Origin of the sequence: Streptococcus parasanguinis, assembly GCF_001074805.1 — a bacterium.
GTDB lineage: Bacteria > Bacillota > Bacilli > Lactobacillales > Streptococcaceae > Streptococcus > Streptococcus parasanguinis_A.
Genome location: NZ_JUPI01000110.1, coordinates 1 through 17,512, shown reverse-complemented (window position 1 = coordinate 17,512; position 17,512 = coordinate 1). Strand labels below are relative to the sequence as shown.

Here is a 17,512-nt window from a genome sequence, read left to right as displayed (position 1 = left end):
GTTATCATGAAAGTTGCCATTATCGGTGCAGGGATCGTTGGATCCACTGCAGCCTATTATTTATCCAAAGAAGCACAAGTGGATGTGACCGTCTATGACTATGGAGTCGGCCAAGCGACCAAGGCAGCGGCAGGCATTATCAGCCCTTGGTTTTCTAAGCGGCGAAACAAGGCCTGGTATCGCCTGGCTCGTCTTGGAGCAGATTTCTACCAAGAATTAGTAGAGGACCTAGCCAAGGACGGAATCGAAACAGACTTTTACCAGCAGACTGGGGTCTATCTCCTTAAGAAGAAGGAAGAGAAATTAGATGAACTCTATCAGTTGGCGCTGAGTCGACGGGAAGAATCTCCCTTAATCGGGGAATTGGCGGTTTTGACCAAAGAAGAAGTGGCCCAACAATTCCCAGGTCTGCAAGGCTTTGAACAGCTCCTTTATGCCTCAGGTGGGGCCCATGTAGAAGGAGCCCTTCTGACGGAAACTCTTCTCAAAGCCAGTGGGGCAAGAGTGATCAAGGAAGAGGTTGCCCTCTCCGCCTCGGATCATGGCTATCAGTTAGCAGGAGAGAGCTATGACCAAGTTATCCTAGCGACAGGAGCCTGGTTGGGGCAAATCCTTGAGCCACTTGGCTACCAAGTGGATGTCCGTCCACAAAAAGGACAGTTGCGGGATTATCATCTAGACTTAGATACGGATGATTATCCTGTGGTTATGCCAGAAGGAGAGCTGGATATCATTCCCTTCCAGCAAGGCAAGATCAGTATGGGAGCTACTCATGAGAATGAGTTGGGCTTTGACCTGACAGTGGACCTGGCTTTACTCAATCAGATGGAAACAGAAGCCTTGGCTTACTATCCGGAACTAGATCAAGCGACAGTTGTCGGGGAGCGCGTGGGTACACGGGCCTACACCAGTGACTTTTCACCATTTTGGGGAGCTCTTCCCGATCAAGCAGGTCTCTATGTCGCTAGTGGACTGGGTTCGTCTGGCCTCACAACTGGTCCCCTTATTGGGTGGCACCTGGCCCAACTAGTGGCAGGAGGAAAGGTGCGCCTAGATCCATCAGATTATCCAGTTGAACAATATGTGAAGAAGAGAGTGGGACAGAAATCGGTCATTCGTTAGAATTCGATTTCGTCGTCCAACCTCCGCACAGTTGAGTAGGGCTGTAAAAGCTGATGAAATCAGCGTAGTTGAGCCCACTCAACCACTGCGTCTTGCTCGACAATCCAAAGATAATTGAGAGGCTAGGATTTCTGTCCCACTCTCTTTTTTTCGAAAGACCTTCCTTCATTCGGATAAAAATAGTAAGATGGAACAAGTGAATGAACAAGAAACTGGGAGTTGTTATGAATTGGTTTCAATCACAATCCGTGGTCTTACAGGCCTTTCTCACAGGATTGTTTACATGGGGCTGTACCATTGTCGGGTCCGCCATCGTCTTTTTCTTCAAGCATATTAGTCGAAAATTACTGGATATTATGATGGGCTTTGCGGCAGGCGCTATGATCTTTGTAGTGGTCGAAGAGTTGATCCCAGATTCCCAGACCAATGGCAACACAGACGTTGCGACCCTCGGCCTCATGGTTGGCTTTGTCATTATGATGATCCTAGACGTCGCTTTGGGATAAGGAACAGAAAAGGAGATCAATAGTGAACTCTCTTTTTGATTGCTGTTATTGTCTTTGAGAAAAAAGATAGTCAGATACAGCTCAAAGGGACCGTCATTAGTAAGGAGTATCGACTTATGGTAAACATCAAGTTTAAAAAGAAAAGCAAAAGGATGATGGTCATCGCTATGGCTCTCCTTATGATAGTTGGGCTTTCTTTATTTCATATAAACAAACAATTGGAGGAAAAGCAACGCAATAGAGAGTATGAAGTCAGCCTTGTAAAGACCTTGAAGAATTCTTACGAAGGAATTGAGGAGATTGAAATTAAGAACCCATCCTATAGCTCTATTCCTTCAGATGCATGGGGAACAGATATAAAATTCACATTTTCTGATGGGAGTTCCAAGGAACATGTACTAGCTTATGATATAGATGCGAATAAAATTAAGATAGGGGTCTATAATAATGAAGATGAGGAATTTCAGAGCTTTATGGATTCTAGGAAAGGCACGACCAAATCGGGAGTAAAGGTAAGGTTTTCAGACGGCTCAGTCAAGGAGCAGTAATCTATTTGAATCATGAGTAAGACCAATGCTAACAATTCCACAACGCTCTTTTCCTGTCATCACCTTGTAACACAAATGCAAGGTGACTTTTTTATATAAACATGATAAAATAAGGGTAATGACTACGTAGAAAGGCCTAACATTATGAAAGGTATTATTTTAGCTGGTGGCTCAGGTACTCGTTTGTATCCTTTGACCCGTGCCGCTTCCAAACAGTTGATGCCCATTTATGACAAACCAATGATCTACTATCCACTGTCAACCCTTATGTTGGCAGGGATCAAAGAATTCTTAATCATCTCAACTCCGCAGGATCTTCCTCGTTTTGAAGAGCTTCTTGGAGATGGTTCTGAACTAGGAATTTCCCTCTCTTATGCTGAGCAACCAAGCCCAGATGGATTGGCGCAAGCTTTCATCATTGGAGAAGAATTTATTGGTGACGATCATGTTGCCCTCGTTCTTGGAGATAATATCTTCCACGGAAATGGCTTAACCAAGATGTTGCAACGGGCGGAAGCAAAAGAAAAAGGCGCGACTGTCTTTGGTTACCAAGTCAAAGATCCAGAACGTTTTGGTGTGGTAGAGTTTGATGCGGACATGAATGCCGTCTCAATCGAAGAAAAACCAGAACATCCGAAATCAAACTTTGCGGTGACGGGTCTTTACTTCTATGACAATGATGTGGTAGAGATTGCCAAAAACATCAAACCAAGTCCTCGTGGAGAGCTTGAAATCACCGATGTCAACAAGGCATATTTGGAGCGTGGAGATCTCTCTGTTGAGCTCATGGGCCGTGGCTTTGCTTGGTTGGATACAGGAACTCATGAAAGTCTCTTGCAGGCTTCTCAATATATCGAGACTGTTCAACGTCTTCAGAATGTCCAAGTAGCTAACCTTGAGGAAATCGCCTATCGTATGGGCTATATTACTAAAGAGCAAGTCTATGAATTGGCTCAACCTCTGAAGAAAAACGAGTACGGACAATATTTGCTCCGTTTGATTGGAGAAGCTTAATGACAGAACAATTTTTCGAGAAAGAATTAGCAGCCCGCAAGATTGAAGCGATCCCAGGTTTGATGGAGTTTGATATTCCAGTTCGTGGGGACAACCGTGGTTGGTTCAAGGAAAACTTCCAAAAAGAGAAGATGCTTCCTCTTGGTTTTCCAGAAAGCTTCTTTGCGGAAGGCAAGTTGCAAAATAACATTTCATTCTCTCGGAAGAATGTCTTGCGTGGCTTGCATGCAGAACCTTGGGACAAGTACATCTCTGTAGCAGATGAAGGAAAGGTTCTTGGAACTTGGGTAGACCTTCGTGAAGGTGAGACCTTTGGGAACACCTACCAAACTGTGATTGACGCCTCTAAAGGGATCTTCGTACCACGTGGCGTTGCCAATGGATTCCAAGTTTTGACGGATAAAGTGGCTTATACTTACTTAGTCAATGATTACTGGGCATTGGAGCTAAAGCCAAAATATGCATTTGTTAATTACGCAGACCCAAGTCTAGACATCCAATGGGAAAACTTGGAAGAAGCAGAAGTTTCAGAAGCAGACAAGAACCACCCATTACTCAAAGACGTTAAACCCCTAAAAGCAGAAGATTTGTAAAAATGAACCCTGCATAGCAGTATCGCGACTGCAAGGAGCGTTATAAGATTGTTCCTGCCCTAGTGAAAACAAGATTCCCTGAGGGAATCTTGTAGGGAAATCCGGAGACTACGGCTCCGGATTTAGCCATGAAACCGAAGGGTTGCTGGCGTCCCTCACTAGCTAAAGGAACAATGCAAAGGAAAAACAATTTTTTGGAGAAAAAATGACTGAATACAAAAACATCATCGTAACCGGTGGCGCTGGTTTCATCGGTTCAAACTTCGTACACTATGTCTACAACAATCATCCAGATGTACATGTGACTGTCCTTGACAAACTCACTTACGCTGGTAACCGTGCCAACATTGAAGAAATCCTTGGGGATCGTGTTGAATTGGTTGTGGGTGATATTGCTGACGCTGAATTGGTTGATAAATTGGCTGCTAAGGCTGATGCTATTGTTCACTACGCGGCTGAAAGTCACAATGACAATTCATTGAATGACCCATCACCATTTATCCACACCAACTTCATCGGTACCTACACACTCTTGGAAGCGGCTCGCAAGTATGATATTCGTTTCCACCACGTGTCAACAGACGAAGTGTATGGAGACCTTCCCTTGCGTGAAGATCTTCCTGGACATGGGGAAGGTCCTGGTGAAAAATTCACTGCTGAAACCAAATACAACCCATCATCCCCTTATTCATCAACCAAGGCTGCTTCAGACTTGATTGTGAAGGCTTGGGTTCGTTCCTTCGGTGTTAAGGCAACCATTTCAAACTGTTCAAACAACTATGGTCCATACCAACACATCGAGAAGTTCATCCCACGTCAAATCACCAATATCTTGTCTGGTATCAAACCAAAACTATATGGTGAAGGGAAGAACGTTCGTGACTGGATCCACACCAACGACCACTCAACTGGTGTTTGGGCCATCCTTACCAAGGGCCGTATCGGTGAAACTTACTTGATCGGTGCTGACGGTGAAAAGAACAACAAGGAAGTGCTTGAACTGATCCTTGAAAAAATGGGTCAACCAAAAGACGCATATGACCGTGTTACAGACCGTGCTGGTCACGATTTGCGTTACGCCATCGATTCAACAAAATTGCGTGAAGAATTGGGTTGGGAACCACAATTCACCAACTTCGAAGCAGGTTTGGAAGACACCATCAAATGGTATACAGACCACCAAGACTGGTGGAAGGCTGAAAAAGAAGCTGTCGAAGCTAATTACGCAAAAACACAAAAAGTTTTGAAATAAGGAAGAAAGTCCAAGTAGAAAATTGCTTGGGCTTTTTCTTTTATTTTCTGAAAATGAGTGAGGGATCTTCCATGTATGGTATAATAGGATCAGTTTGAAAACATTTATCAATTAGGAGGAATAGATGAATCAAAAAGATTGGGTTGACTATTTTGAAGCACTCCATAACCGGAAGCCGAGTCTGCAAGAGTTTCAAAATGCACGAGCGAATGGCGAGTTTGTAGTGGAACGAAAAGAGACCGTTAATGAAGCACAAGTTCCATCAGCAGTTGCCTCACCAGAGAAGAGTGAGAAGGTTCAAATGGCGTCACAAGTTGAGTCAAGGTCTGAGACTCCAGCTTTCAAACACTTTCGTGTGAAATGGAATAAGCAAACAAAATGGGTTCTATCAGGAGTAGGAATCCTAGCCGTTATTGTACTGGCTTACTTCTTTTTCTTCCAACCGACTCCAAGTTTGGAAGGAATTTGGGTTGGACCTGCAGATTCAACAGCAGTAGTTTATGAATTAAATCAAGAAGAGCCACGATCGAATGGTAAGTATAAGATTGAAAAAGTTTATAAGGGGAAGGAAGCGAGTCAAGAGTTTCAGAAAGCTTTAAACCAGTTAAACTACTCCAAGCTGAAGACCTTAGCTGATGTTGATAGAAAATTTGACCTCCACACGAGGGAAATTGTCATCATTAAAGACGAGCATGGGCTTGTTTATAATCTACTCCAAAGCAATGGGACCAATGTAATTTTAGCTAATGACTTGATGGATTTGGTGACCTATAGTGATCATTCAGAGAGCTTTAAGAAAAATGCTATTTTTCACAAGACAGAAATTCCTAAAGTGTTAGTTGGGAAATGGAAAATTGAGCGTTCTTATGACGATGAAACCAATTACCTTGAATTAAATGATTGTGGAATTCTTACTTATAGTGAATTTGATAGCAGCGAAGGTACGGCTTTTTATACCCTAGAAGAGCTCCAAAAGATGCCTTCAACTAAGTTTGATCAGGAAAAGACAGCTGACAAAGTGAAAGAGGTATATGAAGATCTTCAAGATGTGGTGGATTCTCAAGATTATCAGTTAAATAGCATGAAAGACGTGTACAAGCAACTAGGATCTGATTTTTATTATATCCCTGTAAATGGAGGAAAGACAGTTCTTGTTTTCACAGAAGACTATCATTTATTTGAAAAATTGGAAAAAGTGAACTAAATCAGAAGGACCGGAAGGTCCTTTTCTTTTATTTTCTGAAAATCACAAAATATACCATTGATTTGTGGTATAATATGATTAGTTTTTATGATGAATCAATAAGGGGGATATGATGAATCAAAAAGATTGGGTTGAATACTTTGAAGCGATCAATGGTCGTAAGCCAAGTATGCAAGAATTTCAAGAAGCGCGTGAAAAAGGGGAGTTTGTCGTAGAGCGAAAAGAAGCGCCGACTCCAACAACTGAGGCACCAGCTCCAGTAACTGAAGCGCAGGCTCCTGCTCAAGAAGTACCTGTTGCACCTAGCGCACCTCTTTCACAAGAGTCTACGGCTTTTGTGCAACCGCAACCATCTGCGAAAACCTTGCAACCTGTGCCAAGACCGAAAAAATTCAATAAACAAACACAGATTGGGGGCGCGGTTGGAGGACTTGTCGCAGTGATTGCTTTTGCTTGGTTCTTTTTCTTTTCAGGTGGACCAAGTGTAGATGGCGTTTGGTTGCGAGATACGGATTCAAGTCCGGTCACTTATGAACTAAGCGGAAAGAAACAAAGAGTCAATGGCGATGAGACCATCAAAAAGGTTCTCAAGGGCAATGAAGCGAAAAAAGAATTTAATACAGCACTTTCTTTGTTGAATGCAACTGACTTGCATTCACTTGCGGATGTTGATAAGAAATTTAACCTGAAGACGACGGAAATAGTTGTTATTAAGTCTGGGGGGAACACACGCTATAACTTGCTCCAAAAAGACGGAAGCAATATTATTTTAAGAAATGATTTATTTGACTTGAAAACTTATAAGTCATACAAAGGAAACTTTGAAGATAATTTGGTCTATCACAAGGTTGAAACACCAAAGGCCATGGTTGGAAAATGGAAGAATGTGACAGAAGGAGATAATACAACTGTTCAGATTTCAGATCACGGAATTATTAGTGATAAGTATTTCGATAGCAAGGCTTACGCATTCTATTCTCTAGCTGATTCAGAAAAGTATGATGGAGACACGACTTCTAAAGAAGAGATCGAACATACATTTGAAGTAATTCAAGAAGCGGTGAAATCAGAAGGCTATCAAGTGAAGAGCGCTAAGGAAGTCTATATACAAGCTAATTCAAATTATTGTTTCGTACCTGTCAACGGTGGAAAGAATATACTCGTCTTACGTGGTGGGAATGAATTTGCCGCAAAATTAGAAAAAGTGAAATAATGAAAGGACCGCAAGGTCCTTTTCTACTCTAAATTTCATCGGAAAAAATGATTCAAGTCTAGGCAAAAATATGGTAAAATGGATAAGATGTAGTGGAGAGGTTAGGACCTTTTCAAGCGATTAGAGGTAATGGAGTAGAAAATGCAAAATAGACCTATTATTATTGGTGTTACTGGTGGTTCTGGTGGTGGAAAGACCAGTGTGTCTCGTGCCATTTTGGCTAATTTTCCGAATGAAAAGATTGCTATGATTGAGCATGATTCTTATTACAAGGACCAGAGTCATTTAACCTTTGAGGAGCGGATCAAGACCAACTATGACCATCCTTTTGCCTTTGATACGGACTTGATGATTGCGCAGATCAATGAACTCTTGGCAGGTCGTCCGGTGGATATTCCAACCTATGACTATGCAGAGCATACGCGCAGTAGCAAGACCTATCGTCAGGAACCACAAGATGTTTTCATCGTGGAAGGGATTTTGGTCCTTGAAGACAAGCGCCTTCGAGACTTGATGGATATCAAGATTTTCGTTGATACGGATGATGATGTCCGGATCATTCGCCGGATCAAGCGCGATATGGAGGAGCGTGGACGGAGTCTCGATAGCGTCATTGAGCAGTACCTTGGAGTGGTGAAACCCATGTACCATCAGTTCATTGAGCCAACCAAGCGCTATGCGGACGTGATCATTCCTGAAGGAGTGACCAACACCGTTGCGATTGATTTGATCACAACCAAGATTGAAAAAATCCTCAACGAAGCGCGTGAGGGAAAATAAAAAAAGAGAGAAGAAGGCCAACTGGTCACCAAGTGTCTACGGATATGAGGAGTGACGGAATGTCTCAGTAGTTGATGAGACTCTTCATTCGCTAAAAGACTCAGAAGAGTTCTCAATCAACTTTGTGGGGGTGGTATGGGAAATGTTTATTTAAACATTTGGTACCACTCCCTCTTTTTCCTAAGGAGAATGGAAATGAAAAGGGAGTTTCATTCGCGGACCAAGGCGTTCGCTTGTTTATTGACCATGTGTGCTGGTTTTTCAGATGCTTATACCTTTATTTGTCGGGGTGGGACCTTGGCGGCAGGCCAGACAGGAAATGTGGTATTTCTTTCGGTTGGTTTGATCGGCCAGCAGATCTCAGATGTAGAAGTGAAGTTAGCCACGATGCTGGCCTTTATGCTGGGGATCTTTTTAATGACGGTCTTGCGTCGCTTGATTGATAATTCAGTCTGGCGCTTGAGTACCCTAGTGCCCTATATCCTCACAACTTTGGTGACGGGATTTTTGCCAGCATCGGTAAAAAATGTCTTCATCGTGCCTTTTTTTGGCCTGAGTTTAGGAATCGTAGCGACCTCATTTGGAGAAGTAGGTAGCTATGCCTACAACCACTCTTTTATGACCGGAAATCTAAAGAAAACCATGGTAGCTTATGGAAATTTTGTTAGAGACAGGGAGATGAAATTCCTCTGGGAAGCCATCTTTATGACCTGCCTGATCGGGAGTTTCGTCTGTGGGGCCATCTTTTCGACCTACTTGATCCAGTTTTATGGACTAAAGACGATTTGGCTGGTGGCCATCATCTTGACCATCTTTTTAATCTACCGGGCCATTCAATATTTTGAAGTCTTTCACTTCAATCGACGACATGAATAGATAAAATGATTTTAAAAAAATAAGTTAAATGATTTTGCAAAGAAATAAAACTGAAATTTCATTTTTAAAATAAATCCAGAATATATTGAAACTTTCTGACGTCCGTCCTCACCTAAGGAAAGTTTTTAAGAGAACTTATCTATATTCCAGAGGCTGGGACAAAAATCCTAGCCTCTCAATTATTTTTGGATTGTCGAGCAAGACGCAGTGGTGGAGTGGGCTCTACTACGCTGATTTCATCAGTTTTTACAGCCCTACTCAACTGTGCGGAGGTGGGACGACGAAATCGAATTCTAACGAATGACTGATTTCTGTCCCACTCTCTTTTCTTTCGCTGTTTGAAGCTTAATTTTTGGGCAAAGATTTGGTATAATGAAAGGTATGAAACATTCGGAAAAAGAATCACAATACCAACTTTTACTGGCACAGTTAGACGCTCTCTTAACAGGAGAAAGCAATGCCTTGGCCAATTTGTCTAACGCCAGTGCTCTCTTAAATCAAGCCCTGCCTCGTTCTGTCTTTGCGGGTTTTTATTTGTATGACCAGTCAGAATTGATCTTGGGACCCTTTCAGGGTGGAGTCTCTTGTGTCCACATCGCACTTGGAAAGGGTGTCTGTGGAGAAGCGGCCCAGAAGCAAGAAACCATGATTGTCGATGATGTCCGTCAACATGCCAACTATATTTCCTGTGATAGCCGGGCTATGAGTGAAATTGTGGTGCCTATGGTCAAGGACGGCCAGCTCCTGGGGGTTTTAGACCTGGACTCAGAATGCGTCTCTGACTACGATCAGCTGGATCAAGAGTATTTGGAAGAGTTTGTCGCTCTCTTGATCGAAAAGACAAACTGGGACTTTAAGATGTTTGGAGTTAAGAACTAATGTATCAAGCTTTATATCGGAAATACCGTAGCCAGACCTTTGGTCAATTGGTCGGCCAGCAAGTGGTGGCACGGACATTGAGGCAGGCCGTCGAGCAGGACAAGATCAGCCATGCCTATCTCTTTTCTGGACCTCGTGGTACTGGGAAAACCAGTGTGGCCAAGATCTTTGCTAAGGCCATGAACTGTCCCAATCAAGTCAATGGGGAGCCGTGTAACGACTGCTATATCTGTGAATCCATTACCAATGGGAGTCTAGAAGATGTTATTGAGATCGACGCTGCCTCTAACAATGGGGTCGATGAAATTCGCGATATTCGCGACAAGTCGACCTATGCTCCAAGTCTAGCCAAGCACAAGGTCTATATTATCGATGAGGTCCACATGCTCTCGACAGGGGCCTTTAATGCCTTGTTGAAGACGCTGGAAGAGCCGACGGAAAATGTAGTTTTTATCCTCGCAACGACAGAATTGCACAAAATTCCTGCAACTATTTTGTCACGGGTCCAACGCTTTGAATTCAAATCCATCAAACTGCCAGATATCGTTCACCATTTGGAAAGTATCTTAGCTACAGAAGGCATTGCCTATGAAGCAGATGCTGTCCAGATCATCGCCCGGCGCGCTGAAGGTGGGATGCGGGATGCTTTGTCCATTTTAGACCAAGCCCTAAGTCTGACTGCGGGTAGTGAGTTGACGACCGCGATTGCCGAAGAGATCACAGGCTCCATCAGTCTAGCCGCTCTTGATCAGTACGTGGCTGCCATCCTGGACCATGATGCGACGGCTGCGCTGGACCAACTTGCGATTATCTTTGATAATGGCAAGAATATGGCTCGTTTTGTCGCGGACTTACTTCAATACCTGAGAGATCTCTTGATTGTTCAGACAGGTGGAGAAAATACCCATGCTAGTGATTTATTCGCGGCCAACCTTGCAGCTGATCAAGCTCGTCTCTTTGCCCTGATTGATCAGGCGACGACTAGTCTAGCAGATATCAAAAACAGCCTGCAACCGCGCATCTACACTGAAATGATGACCATTAAATTGGCTGAAAGTACGGGCCAAGTTTCTAACTCAGTAGCTGTTGAACTTCCTTCCAATGTGCTAGCTCAGCTGGAAGACTTGAAGAAAGAAGTTGCTCAACTCAAGCAACAATTGGTCCAGGCCGGTGCTAGCCTTCCTGCCTCAAAACCTCCAGTAGCTCGTCCAACCAAATCTAGTAAAGGCTACCGAGCAGATCGCAACAAGGTCAACGCGATTTTACAAGAGGCAGTCGAAAACCCAGAACTGGCTCGAACAAACTTGATCCGTCTCCAGAATGCATGGGGGGAAATTATCGAAAGCTTGGCAGGTGCAGATAAGGCTCTCTTGATCGGATCTCAACCGGTTGCTGCCAATGAGAATCATGCGATTTTAGCTTTTGAGTCTGCCTTTAATGCCGAACAGACCATGAAGCGGGACAACCTCAATACCATGTTTGGAAATATCCTCAGCAATGCTGCAGGCTTCTCTCCAGAGATTCTAGCGGTTTCTCTAGAGGAGTGGACTCAAATCCGGGCAGAGTTTTCAGCTAAGACGCGTGGACAAAAATCCGAAGTGGTGGAAGAAGAGGAAAGCGTCATTCCTGAGGAATTTACCTTCCTATCCGATAAAATCACCCTTCAAGACGATTAATACATGAATTTTTTACTGATTCATGGTAGAATAATTTTATGAATACAAAACAATTTGCAGTGCTAGCAGTCTTTACTGCTATGGAGACTTATTTTTTCAATGAAGCGAGCATGGCGGGTCAGATGCTCTTTGCATTCTTTTGGGCCCTCTTGATCTTGCGCAATCTCCAAACAGCCTATATGGTGGAGAAAATTGCTAATGCCATTGAAAAAGAAATGAAGAAGAAAAGAAAATAAAACCTTTGAAAAGAAATCTTTTTCAAAGGTTTTTTTCTATGGCGATAGATGAAGTGACTCTGAACGACTGCTCAGCTTTCCTAGATTTTTCTAGGAAACTTTTTCTATTTCATAAACATTTCACATTTCTCCTCTATAATGAAAGCAACAAATGATGAAAGCGTCCACAATGCATCGCTGTGGACCTTGAAATGGAGGGTAAGATCATGCTCTTACAACAGGCAATCGCCTATATTTCTCGAAAAAGAACGAGGAATCTGGTCCTCTTTCTGATTCTCCTCTTGATCCTCTCTTGCTTGTATTTCTGTTTTTCACTGATGCAAGTGGGAGGAAGACTGGAGGACCATATCAAGCAGTCGGCTGGGACCAGCTTTGCCCTGACCAGTAAGCAGGGGGATACTCCCTTTGCTCTGAAGGAAGCTGAAAAGGTGCATCAGCTAGCTGGAGTTGGATCTATGGTTCCTCAATATGAAAGTCCCGTTCGTATCATAAGTAAAGAAGCGGTGACGGGACAGCAGTCGGTAGAACGGGATGATCTGGGGCAGGAAGCCAAGCAAGCGCTAGGCGCTGTCTTTACCCAGAAGACAAACCAGCACCTGGATTTCCGCAGTGGCAGTTTTCAACTGGTGCAAGGCAAGCACTTATCCGACAAGGCTCGCGGCCAGATCTTGATCCACGAAGAGTTGGCTAAGAAGAATAAGCTAAAGGTCGGAGATTCCTTGACCTTATCCAGCTTTCAGATGGGAGAGACTCCTGCCAAAGAGCAAACCTTTAAAATCGTTGGGATCTTTTCGGGTAAGAAACAGGAAAAATTCACAGGAATGACCTCTGATCTGAGTGAGAATCAAGTCTACCTCCCTTATGAGGATGCGACCAAGCTTCTTGGTCTCAGTCAGCAAGAAGTGACCCAGGTCACCTTTGGCGTCAAAGATCCTGAGAAAATCGATGCCCTCTTGAAGCAAGTCAAAAGCTTGGATCTGGATTGGCAATCGCTACGCGTGGTCGAAGATCGCAAGGCCTTTGACCAGATGAAGGAATCCTCTCAGACCCTAGAAGGCCTGGTGCGGATCATGATGATCGTCCTCCTAGTGACGGGAGCCGGTGCCCTATCGCTCTTACTCAGTCTTTGGACACGGGAGCGGATCCATGAAATCGGGGTGCTCTTATCTATTGGGAAGAGCAAGGGCCGGATCTTTAGACAGTTCCTCTTGGAAGTGGTGCTGGTATCCTTACTAGCGGTGATCCCAGCCTTTCTCATCGGGCGGATGGTCAGCCATCGTTTCTTAGAGCAGTTTGTCGGACAGACCGGTCAACAGCAGACCCTAGACTTGCTCAACCAAATCCCTCAAGGCCTTTCCTTAGGAATCGCCTATGCTAGCCTCTTGTGCTTGATCCTTCTGTCGCTCGGTGTAACTACCAGCATGATCTGGCGCAAGAGTCCAAAAGAAATATTAACAAAAATGAGTTAAGGAGAAATGACACCTATGTTAGAACTCAAACATGTATCCTATAGCTACCAAAGCTACCAAGAAGAGATCTTCTCAGACGTGAACTATCAGTTCAAAAATGGGACATTTTACAGCATTATCGGTCAGTCTGGAGCAGGGAAATCGACCCTCCTCTCTCTCTTGGCTGGTCTAGACAATCCCAAGAAGGGGCAGGTTCTCTTTGATGGGGAGGACATCCAGACCAAAGGGTCTAGCTACCACCGCAAGCACCATGTCTCCCTGGTCTTTCAGAATTACAATTTGATTGATTATTTGACGCCACTTGAAAATGTCCGCCTGGTCAACAAACAAGCTGGGAAAGACATTCTCTTGGAATTGGGATTGGATGAAACGCAAATCAAACGCAATGTTCTTCAATTGTCTGGAGGGCAACAGCAACGGGTGGCCATTGCGCGTGCGCTCGTTTCAGAAGCTCCTGTCATCTTGGCAGATGAGCCGACAGGAAACTTAGACGAACAGACAGCCGGTGACATCATTGCCATTTTGAAGAAATTGGCCAAGGAGCGCCAAAAATGTGTCATCGTCGTCACCCACAGCAAGGAAGTGGCAGAGGCCTCCGATGTGGTCTTGGAATTGAGTCGCCGTAGCCTCATTGAGAAGAGCAAGTAAGGAGGGAATGCTATGTTGCGAAATGCTTTTGCTTATATCACACGTAAATGGCCCAAGTCTCTCTTGCTCTTTGCCATCATTCTCCTCATGGGGACCTTGAGCTTGATCGGACTCTCCATGAAGGGTGCAACCCAAAAAGCTTCATCGGAAAGCCTGGGATCCATCACCAATAGCTTCTCCATGCAGATCAATCGCAGGACCAATCCAGGAACCCCTAGGGGAGCTGGGAATCTCAGAGGAGAAGATATCGAAAAAATCAGCCAGGTAGAGGGGATCACTTCCTCCATCAAGCGGATCAATGCCATCGCAGATATCCTAGACCACGAGATCATTGAGACCGAAGAAACCCTGCAAAATCAATCTCCAGAGCGGGCTAAGCACTTCAAGAATACCTTGATGGTGACAGGGGTCAATGACTCTTCAAAAGAAGATAAGTTTGTCTCTGGTGCCTACAAGCTGGTCCAAGGGGAGCACCTGACGGATAAAGACAAAAACCAAATCCTCATGCACGAAGATTTGGCGAAAAAGAATGGTCTCAAGGTAGGCGATAAGGTGCGCCTCAAGTCCAATCTCTATGATGCCGACAATGAAAAAGGGGCTAATGAAACAGTAGAAGTGACCATTAAAGGCTTGTTCTCAGGAAAAAACCAAGCTCCTCTAACTTACGCCCAAGAATTGTATGAAGATACGCTGATCTCTGACTTGGATACAGCTGCCAAACTCTATGGCAATACCGTCCAAACAGCTACCTATGAAGATGCGACCTTCTTTGCCAAAGGGGATCAAGACCTGGATGCCTTGATCGAAAAAATCAAAGCCTTGGATATCCCATGGAATTACTTTGACTTGGTTAAGAGCTCTTCCAACTACCCAGCCTTGCAAAAATCCATCAGCAGCATGTTCCAAGTGGCGGACTACTTGTTTATCGGCAGTCTCATCTTTGCTAGCTTGCTTCTCACCCTTCTCCTTGTCTTGTGGCTCAATGCCCGTCGCAGAGAAGTGGGTATCTTGCTGGCTTTAGGCCTTTCTAAGGTACAGATTGCAGGGCAATTTGTGGCAGAATTGGTGATGATTTCCATTCCAGCCTTCCTCCTCTCTTATGGAGTCGCAGGTCTTCTTGCCAAAGCAGTGGGAGATACGGTGCTCAAAAACGTCACCAGTGGCATTGCCAAACAAATGGCTCAAGAATCCTCTGCAGCCAACCTTGGTGGAGGAGCTGAGGCGGAAAGCTTCAGTAAGACCCTGACAGATATCCATATGGACATCCAACCGAGCCAATTGCTGGTAATTGTTTTGGTCGGTGGGGTCCTCTTGATTCTAGTATCCATCCTTTCTTCACAATGGCTCTTGCATAAGAAACCAAAGGAACTTTTGGTGGATGTCGAATAAGAGATTGTTTCCTAAAATAGAAATAGGGTATAATAGGAGGTAGAAGTTTCTTAGATAAAAAGGAAAGTGTATGAAGATACTAATCGTAGAAGATGAAGTCCTGATTCGAGAAGGGATGAGCGACTATCTCATGGAATGTGGCTATGAAGTCTTTGAAGCAGGCGATGGGCAGGAAGCCCTGGACCTCTTTCACAGAGAAGCGCCGGATCTAGTCTTGCTGGATATCCAGCTTCCCATCCTCAATGGCTTGGAAGTCCTCAAGACTATTCGGAAGACCAGCTCAGTCCCTGTCCTCATGCTGACGGCCTTCCATGACGAGGACTATAAGTTGACAGCCTTTGGAGAGTTGGCAGATGGCTACCTGGAAAAACCCTTCTCCTTGTCCCTCTTGAAGGTCCGTATCGAAGCTATTTTTAAAAAGCTTCAACCTTCACGGGTCTTCACCTATGGAGAGGCACAGGTGGATTTTGAGAGCTACACAGCTAGCCTAGCAGGCCAAGCCATTTCCATGAATGCTAAGGAGTTGGAAATCTTGGAATACTTGCTCCAGCATGAGGGCAAGGCCCGGACCCGCTCTCAGATCCTCGATGCCGTCTGGAAGGAGACGGAGGAGATTCCTTTTGACCGGGTGATCGATGTCTATATCAAGGAACTACGAAAAAAACTAGAGCTGGACTGTATCGTTACGGTACGCAATGTCGGCTATAAATTGGAGAGACCATGACCAAACGGAGTATCTTTGCAAAAATCTTTCTGATCACCTTTGCCCTTTTTAGTAGCTTAGTCATCCTTCTCCATGCTTCGGTTTACTTTATTTTTCCATCGACCTATATCGAGTCCCAGCGCCAGACGATTTTGAAGAAATCGCAAGCCCTGGCTAAGAGTTTCCAGGGTCAGGAAGAAGGGACCATTGAGTCGGTCATCGACCTTTATTCCAATACCAATGATATCAAGGTGTCTATCAAAGGAAAGCAAAAACAAAATGCCCTAGAGGTAAAGGATGACCTGCTCCTGAACCCTGATAGCCAGAACAATTCCCTGGTCATTGAAGAGCGAAAGATTCAGACCAAAGAGGGGAAAGACTTAACCCTGCAATTCTTAGCGACCGTCGATTCGCAAAAGGAAGCGCGGGACATCAGTCTGGGCTTTCTTCCCTATAGTCTCCTTGCTTCCTTTGTTCTGTCGCTAATTGCCTCCTATCTCTATGCCCGCATGATTTCTGCTCCGATCCTGGAGATCAAGCAGATGACCAAGCGGATGAAGCGCTTGGATCGGACAGCTAGTCTCCCCATTCATTCGCAGGATGAGATCGGCGTTCTCAAGCAACAGATCAACGACCTCTATCATCATCTTTTAGAGGTGATCGACAATCTAGAGCAACAGAAACAGGAAAATCTGAAGTTGGAGCAGATGAAGGTGGAATTCCTACGTGGGGCTTCGCATGAGCTCAAGACGCCTCTGGCCAGCTTGAAGATTATCCTAGAAAATATGCGGGATAAGATAGGCCGCTATAAGGATCGGGACCGCTATCTGTCGGTCTCTCTCGATATCGTCGATGAGATGAACCAGATCGTCCTGGAAATTCTATCCCTGTCCTCTGTCCAAGAATTGGCCGGAGACAAGGAGTGGATCCAGCTGGATCAAGTCTTAGAGCAGATCCTCGACCAGTACAAGGTTTTGGCTCACTCCCGCGCGCTTACGATTGACAATCAAATCCCAGCCAAACCAGTCTATATGGACCCAGCCATTCTGAAATTGGTCCTCTCAAATGTCATTAGTAATGCCGTCAAGCATTCGGATGCCGGTGGAGAGATCCAGCTCCGTCTCGAAGAAGAAGGGACGCACTTGGCGGTTGAAAATACCAGTCAAGAAATGGTAGAGACCGCTGAGATGCCAATGACTGCTAGCCGCCAGAAGAAGGAAGGTGGCTTGGGACTCTTCGTAGTCCAACACTTGCTAGATCATGAAGAACTGGCCTATCAATTTGATAAAACGGCTATGGGCTTACGCTTCCGTATGGAACTGCCCAAAGATCCTCAAGAATAAAAAAATAGAGAGTGGGACAGAAATCGGTCATTCGTTAGAATTCGATTTCGTCGTCCCACCT

At 44.6% G+C, this 17,512-nt stretch carries 18 protein-coding genes; all 18 read left to right on the top strand.

What is annotated here, in order from left to right:
- Positions 1–6 precede the first annotated feature (6 nt).
- The 18 genes from ADI76_RS07410 (at position 7) to ADI76_RS07325 (ending at position 17,451) form a co-directional block, all read left to right on the top strand.
- Positions 7–1,122, top strand: a complete 1,116-nt coding sequence (locus ADI76_RS07410; protein WP_049515468.1) for an NAD(P)/FAD-dependent oxidoreductase — start codon at positions 7–9, stop codon at positions 1,120–1,122.
- 224 nt (positions 1,123–1,346) lie between these two features.
- Complete coding sequence (locus ADI76_RS07405) at positions 1,347–1,628, top strand: ZIP family metal transporter (RefSeq protein WP_049515486.1); 282 nt, start codon at positions 1,347–1,349, stop codon at positions 1,626–1,628.
- 116 nt (positions 1,629–1,744) lie between these two features.
- Positions 1,745–2,176, top strand: coding sequence for a hypothetical protein (locus ADI76_RS07400; protein ID WP_049515484.1), 432 nt, complete (start codon positions 1,745–1,747; stop codon positions 2,174–2,176).
- A 144-nt stretch (positions 2,177–2,320) separates the two neighbouring features.
- A complete protein-coding gene (gene rfbA, locus ADI76_RS07395; protein WP_049515466.1) occupies positions 2,321–3,190 on the top strand; it encodes a glucose-1-phosphate thymidylyltransferase RfbA in 870 nt (289 codons plus the stop codon).
- The gene (locus tag ADI76_RS07390; protein ID WP_003007862.1) at positions 3,190–3,783 is read left to right on the top strand and encodes a dTDP-4-dehydrorhamnose 3,5-epimerase family protein; all 594 of its coding nucleotides are present in this window, start codon (positions 3,190–3,192) and stop codon (positions 3,781–3,783) included. Before rfbA ends, ADI76_RS07390 begins: the two co-directional genes overlap by 1 nt.
- A 205-nt stretch (positions 3,784–3,988) precedes the next feature.
- On the top strand, positions 3,989–5,035 hold the full coding sequence (gene rfbB / locus ADI76_RS07385) for a dTDP-glucose 4,6-dehydratase (protein WP_049515463.1): 1,047 nt from the start codon (positions 3,989–3,991) through the stop codon (positions 5,033–5,035).
- Between the two features lie 124 nt (positions 5,036–5,159).
- Positions 5,160–6,239 carry a hypothetical protein gene (locus tag ADI76_RS07380; RefSeq protein WP_049515461.1) on the top strand — a complete coding sequence of 360 codons (1,080 nt, stop codon included), beginning with the start codon at positions 5,160–5,162 and terminating at the stop codon, positions 6,237–6,239.
- 112 nt (positions 6,240–6,351) lie between these two features.
- Entirely contained in the window at positions 6,352–7,452 is a 1,101-nt protein-coding gene (locus ADI76_RS07375; protein ID WP_049515458.1) for a hypothetical protein, read from the top strand.
- A gap of 141 nt (positions 7,453–7,593) precedes the next feature.
- A complete protein-coding gene (gene udk, locus ADI76_RS07370; RefSeq protein ID WP_003007856.1) occupies positions 7,594–8,232 on the top strand; it encodes a uridine kinase in 639 nt (212 codons plus the stop codon).
- A gap of 195 nt (positions 8,233–8,427) precedes the next feature.
- Positions 8,428–9,108: a YoaK family protein gene (locus ADI76_RS07365; RefSeq protein WP_049515456.1), complete on the top strand. Its 681-nt coding sequence runs from the start codon at positions 8,428–8,430 to the stop codon at positions 9,106–9,108.
- 381 nt (positions 9,109–9,489) lie between these two features.
- A complete protein-coding gene (locus ADI76_RS07360) occupies positions 9,490–9,987 on the top strand; it encodes a GAF domain-containing protein (protein WP_049515482.1) in 498 nt (165 codons plus the stop codon).
- Positions 9,987–11,663: a DNA polymerase III subunit gamma/tau gene (gene dnaX, locus ADI76_RS07355; RefSeq protein WP_049515454.1), complete on the top strand. Its 1,677-nt coding sequence runs from the start codon at positions 9,987–9,989 to the stop codon at positions 11,661–11,663. The genes ADI76_RS07360 and dnaX overlap by 1 nt, the downstream gene beginning before the upstream one ends.
- A gap of 38 nt (positions 11,664–11,701) precedes the next feature.
- Positions 11,702–11,899: a DUF3272 family protein gene (locus ADI76_RS07350; RefSeq protein ID WP_049515451.1), complete on the top strand. Its 198-nt coding sequence runs from the start codon at positions 11,702–11,704 to the stop codon at positions 11,897–11,899.
- A gap of 206 nt (positions 11,900–12,105) precedes the next feature.
- Positions 12,106–13,368, top strand: coding sequence for an ABC transporter permease (locus tag ADI76_RS07345; RefSeq protein ID WP_049515449.1), 1,263 nt, complete (start codon positions 12,106–12,108; stop codon positions 13,366–13,368).
- A gap of 6 nt (positions 13,369–13,374) precedes the next feature.
- Positions 13,375–14,016 (top strand): ABC transporter ATP-binding protein, encoded by a 642-nt coding sequence (locus ADI76_RS07340; RefSeq protein WP_049515447.1) that lies wholly within the window; start codon positions 13,375–13,377, stop codon positions 14,014–14,016.
- Between the two features lie 12 nt (positions 14,017–14,028).
- Positions 14,029–15,405 carry an ABC transporter permease gene (locus ADI76_RS07335; protein WP_049515444.1) on the top strand — a complete coding sequence of 459 codons (1,377 nt, stop codon included), beginning with the start codon at positions 14,029–14,031 and terminating at the stop codon, positions 15,403–15,405.
- Positions 15,406–15,475: 70 nt separating this feature from the next.
- A complete protein-coding gene (locus ADI76_RS07330; RefSeq protein ID WP_037602238.1) occupies positions 15,476–16,129 on the top strand; it encodes a response regulator transcription factor in 654 nt (217 codons plus the stop codon).
- Complete coding sequence (locus ADI76_RS07325) at positions 16,126–17,451, top strand: sensor histidine kinase (RefSeq protein ID WP_049515441.1); 1,326 nt, start codon at positions 16,126–16,128, stop codon at positions 17,449–17,451. The genes ADI76_RS07330 and ADI76_RS07325 overlap by 4 nt, the downstream gene beginning before the upstream one ends.
- Positions 17,452–17,512: the final 61 nt, after the last annotated feature.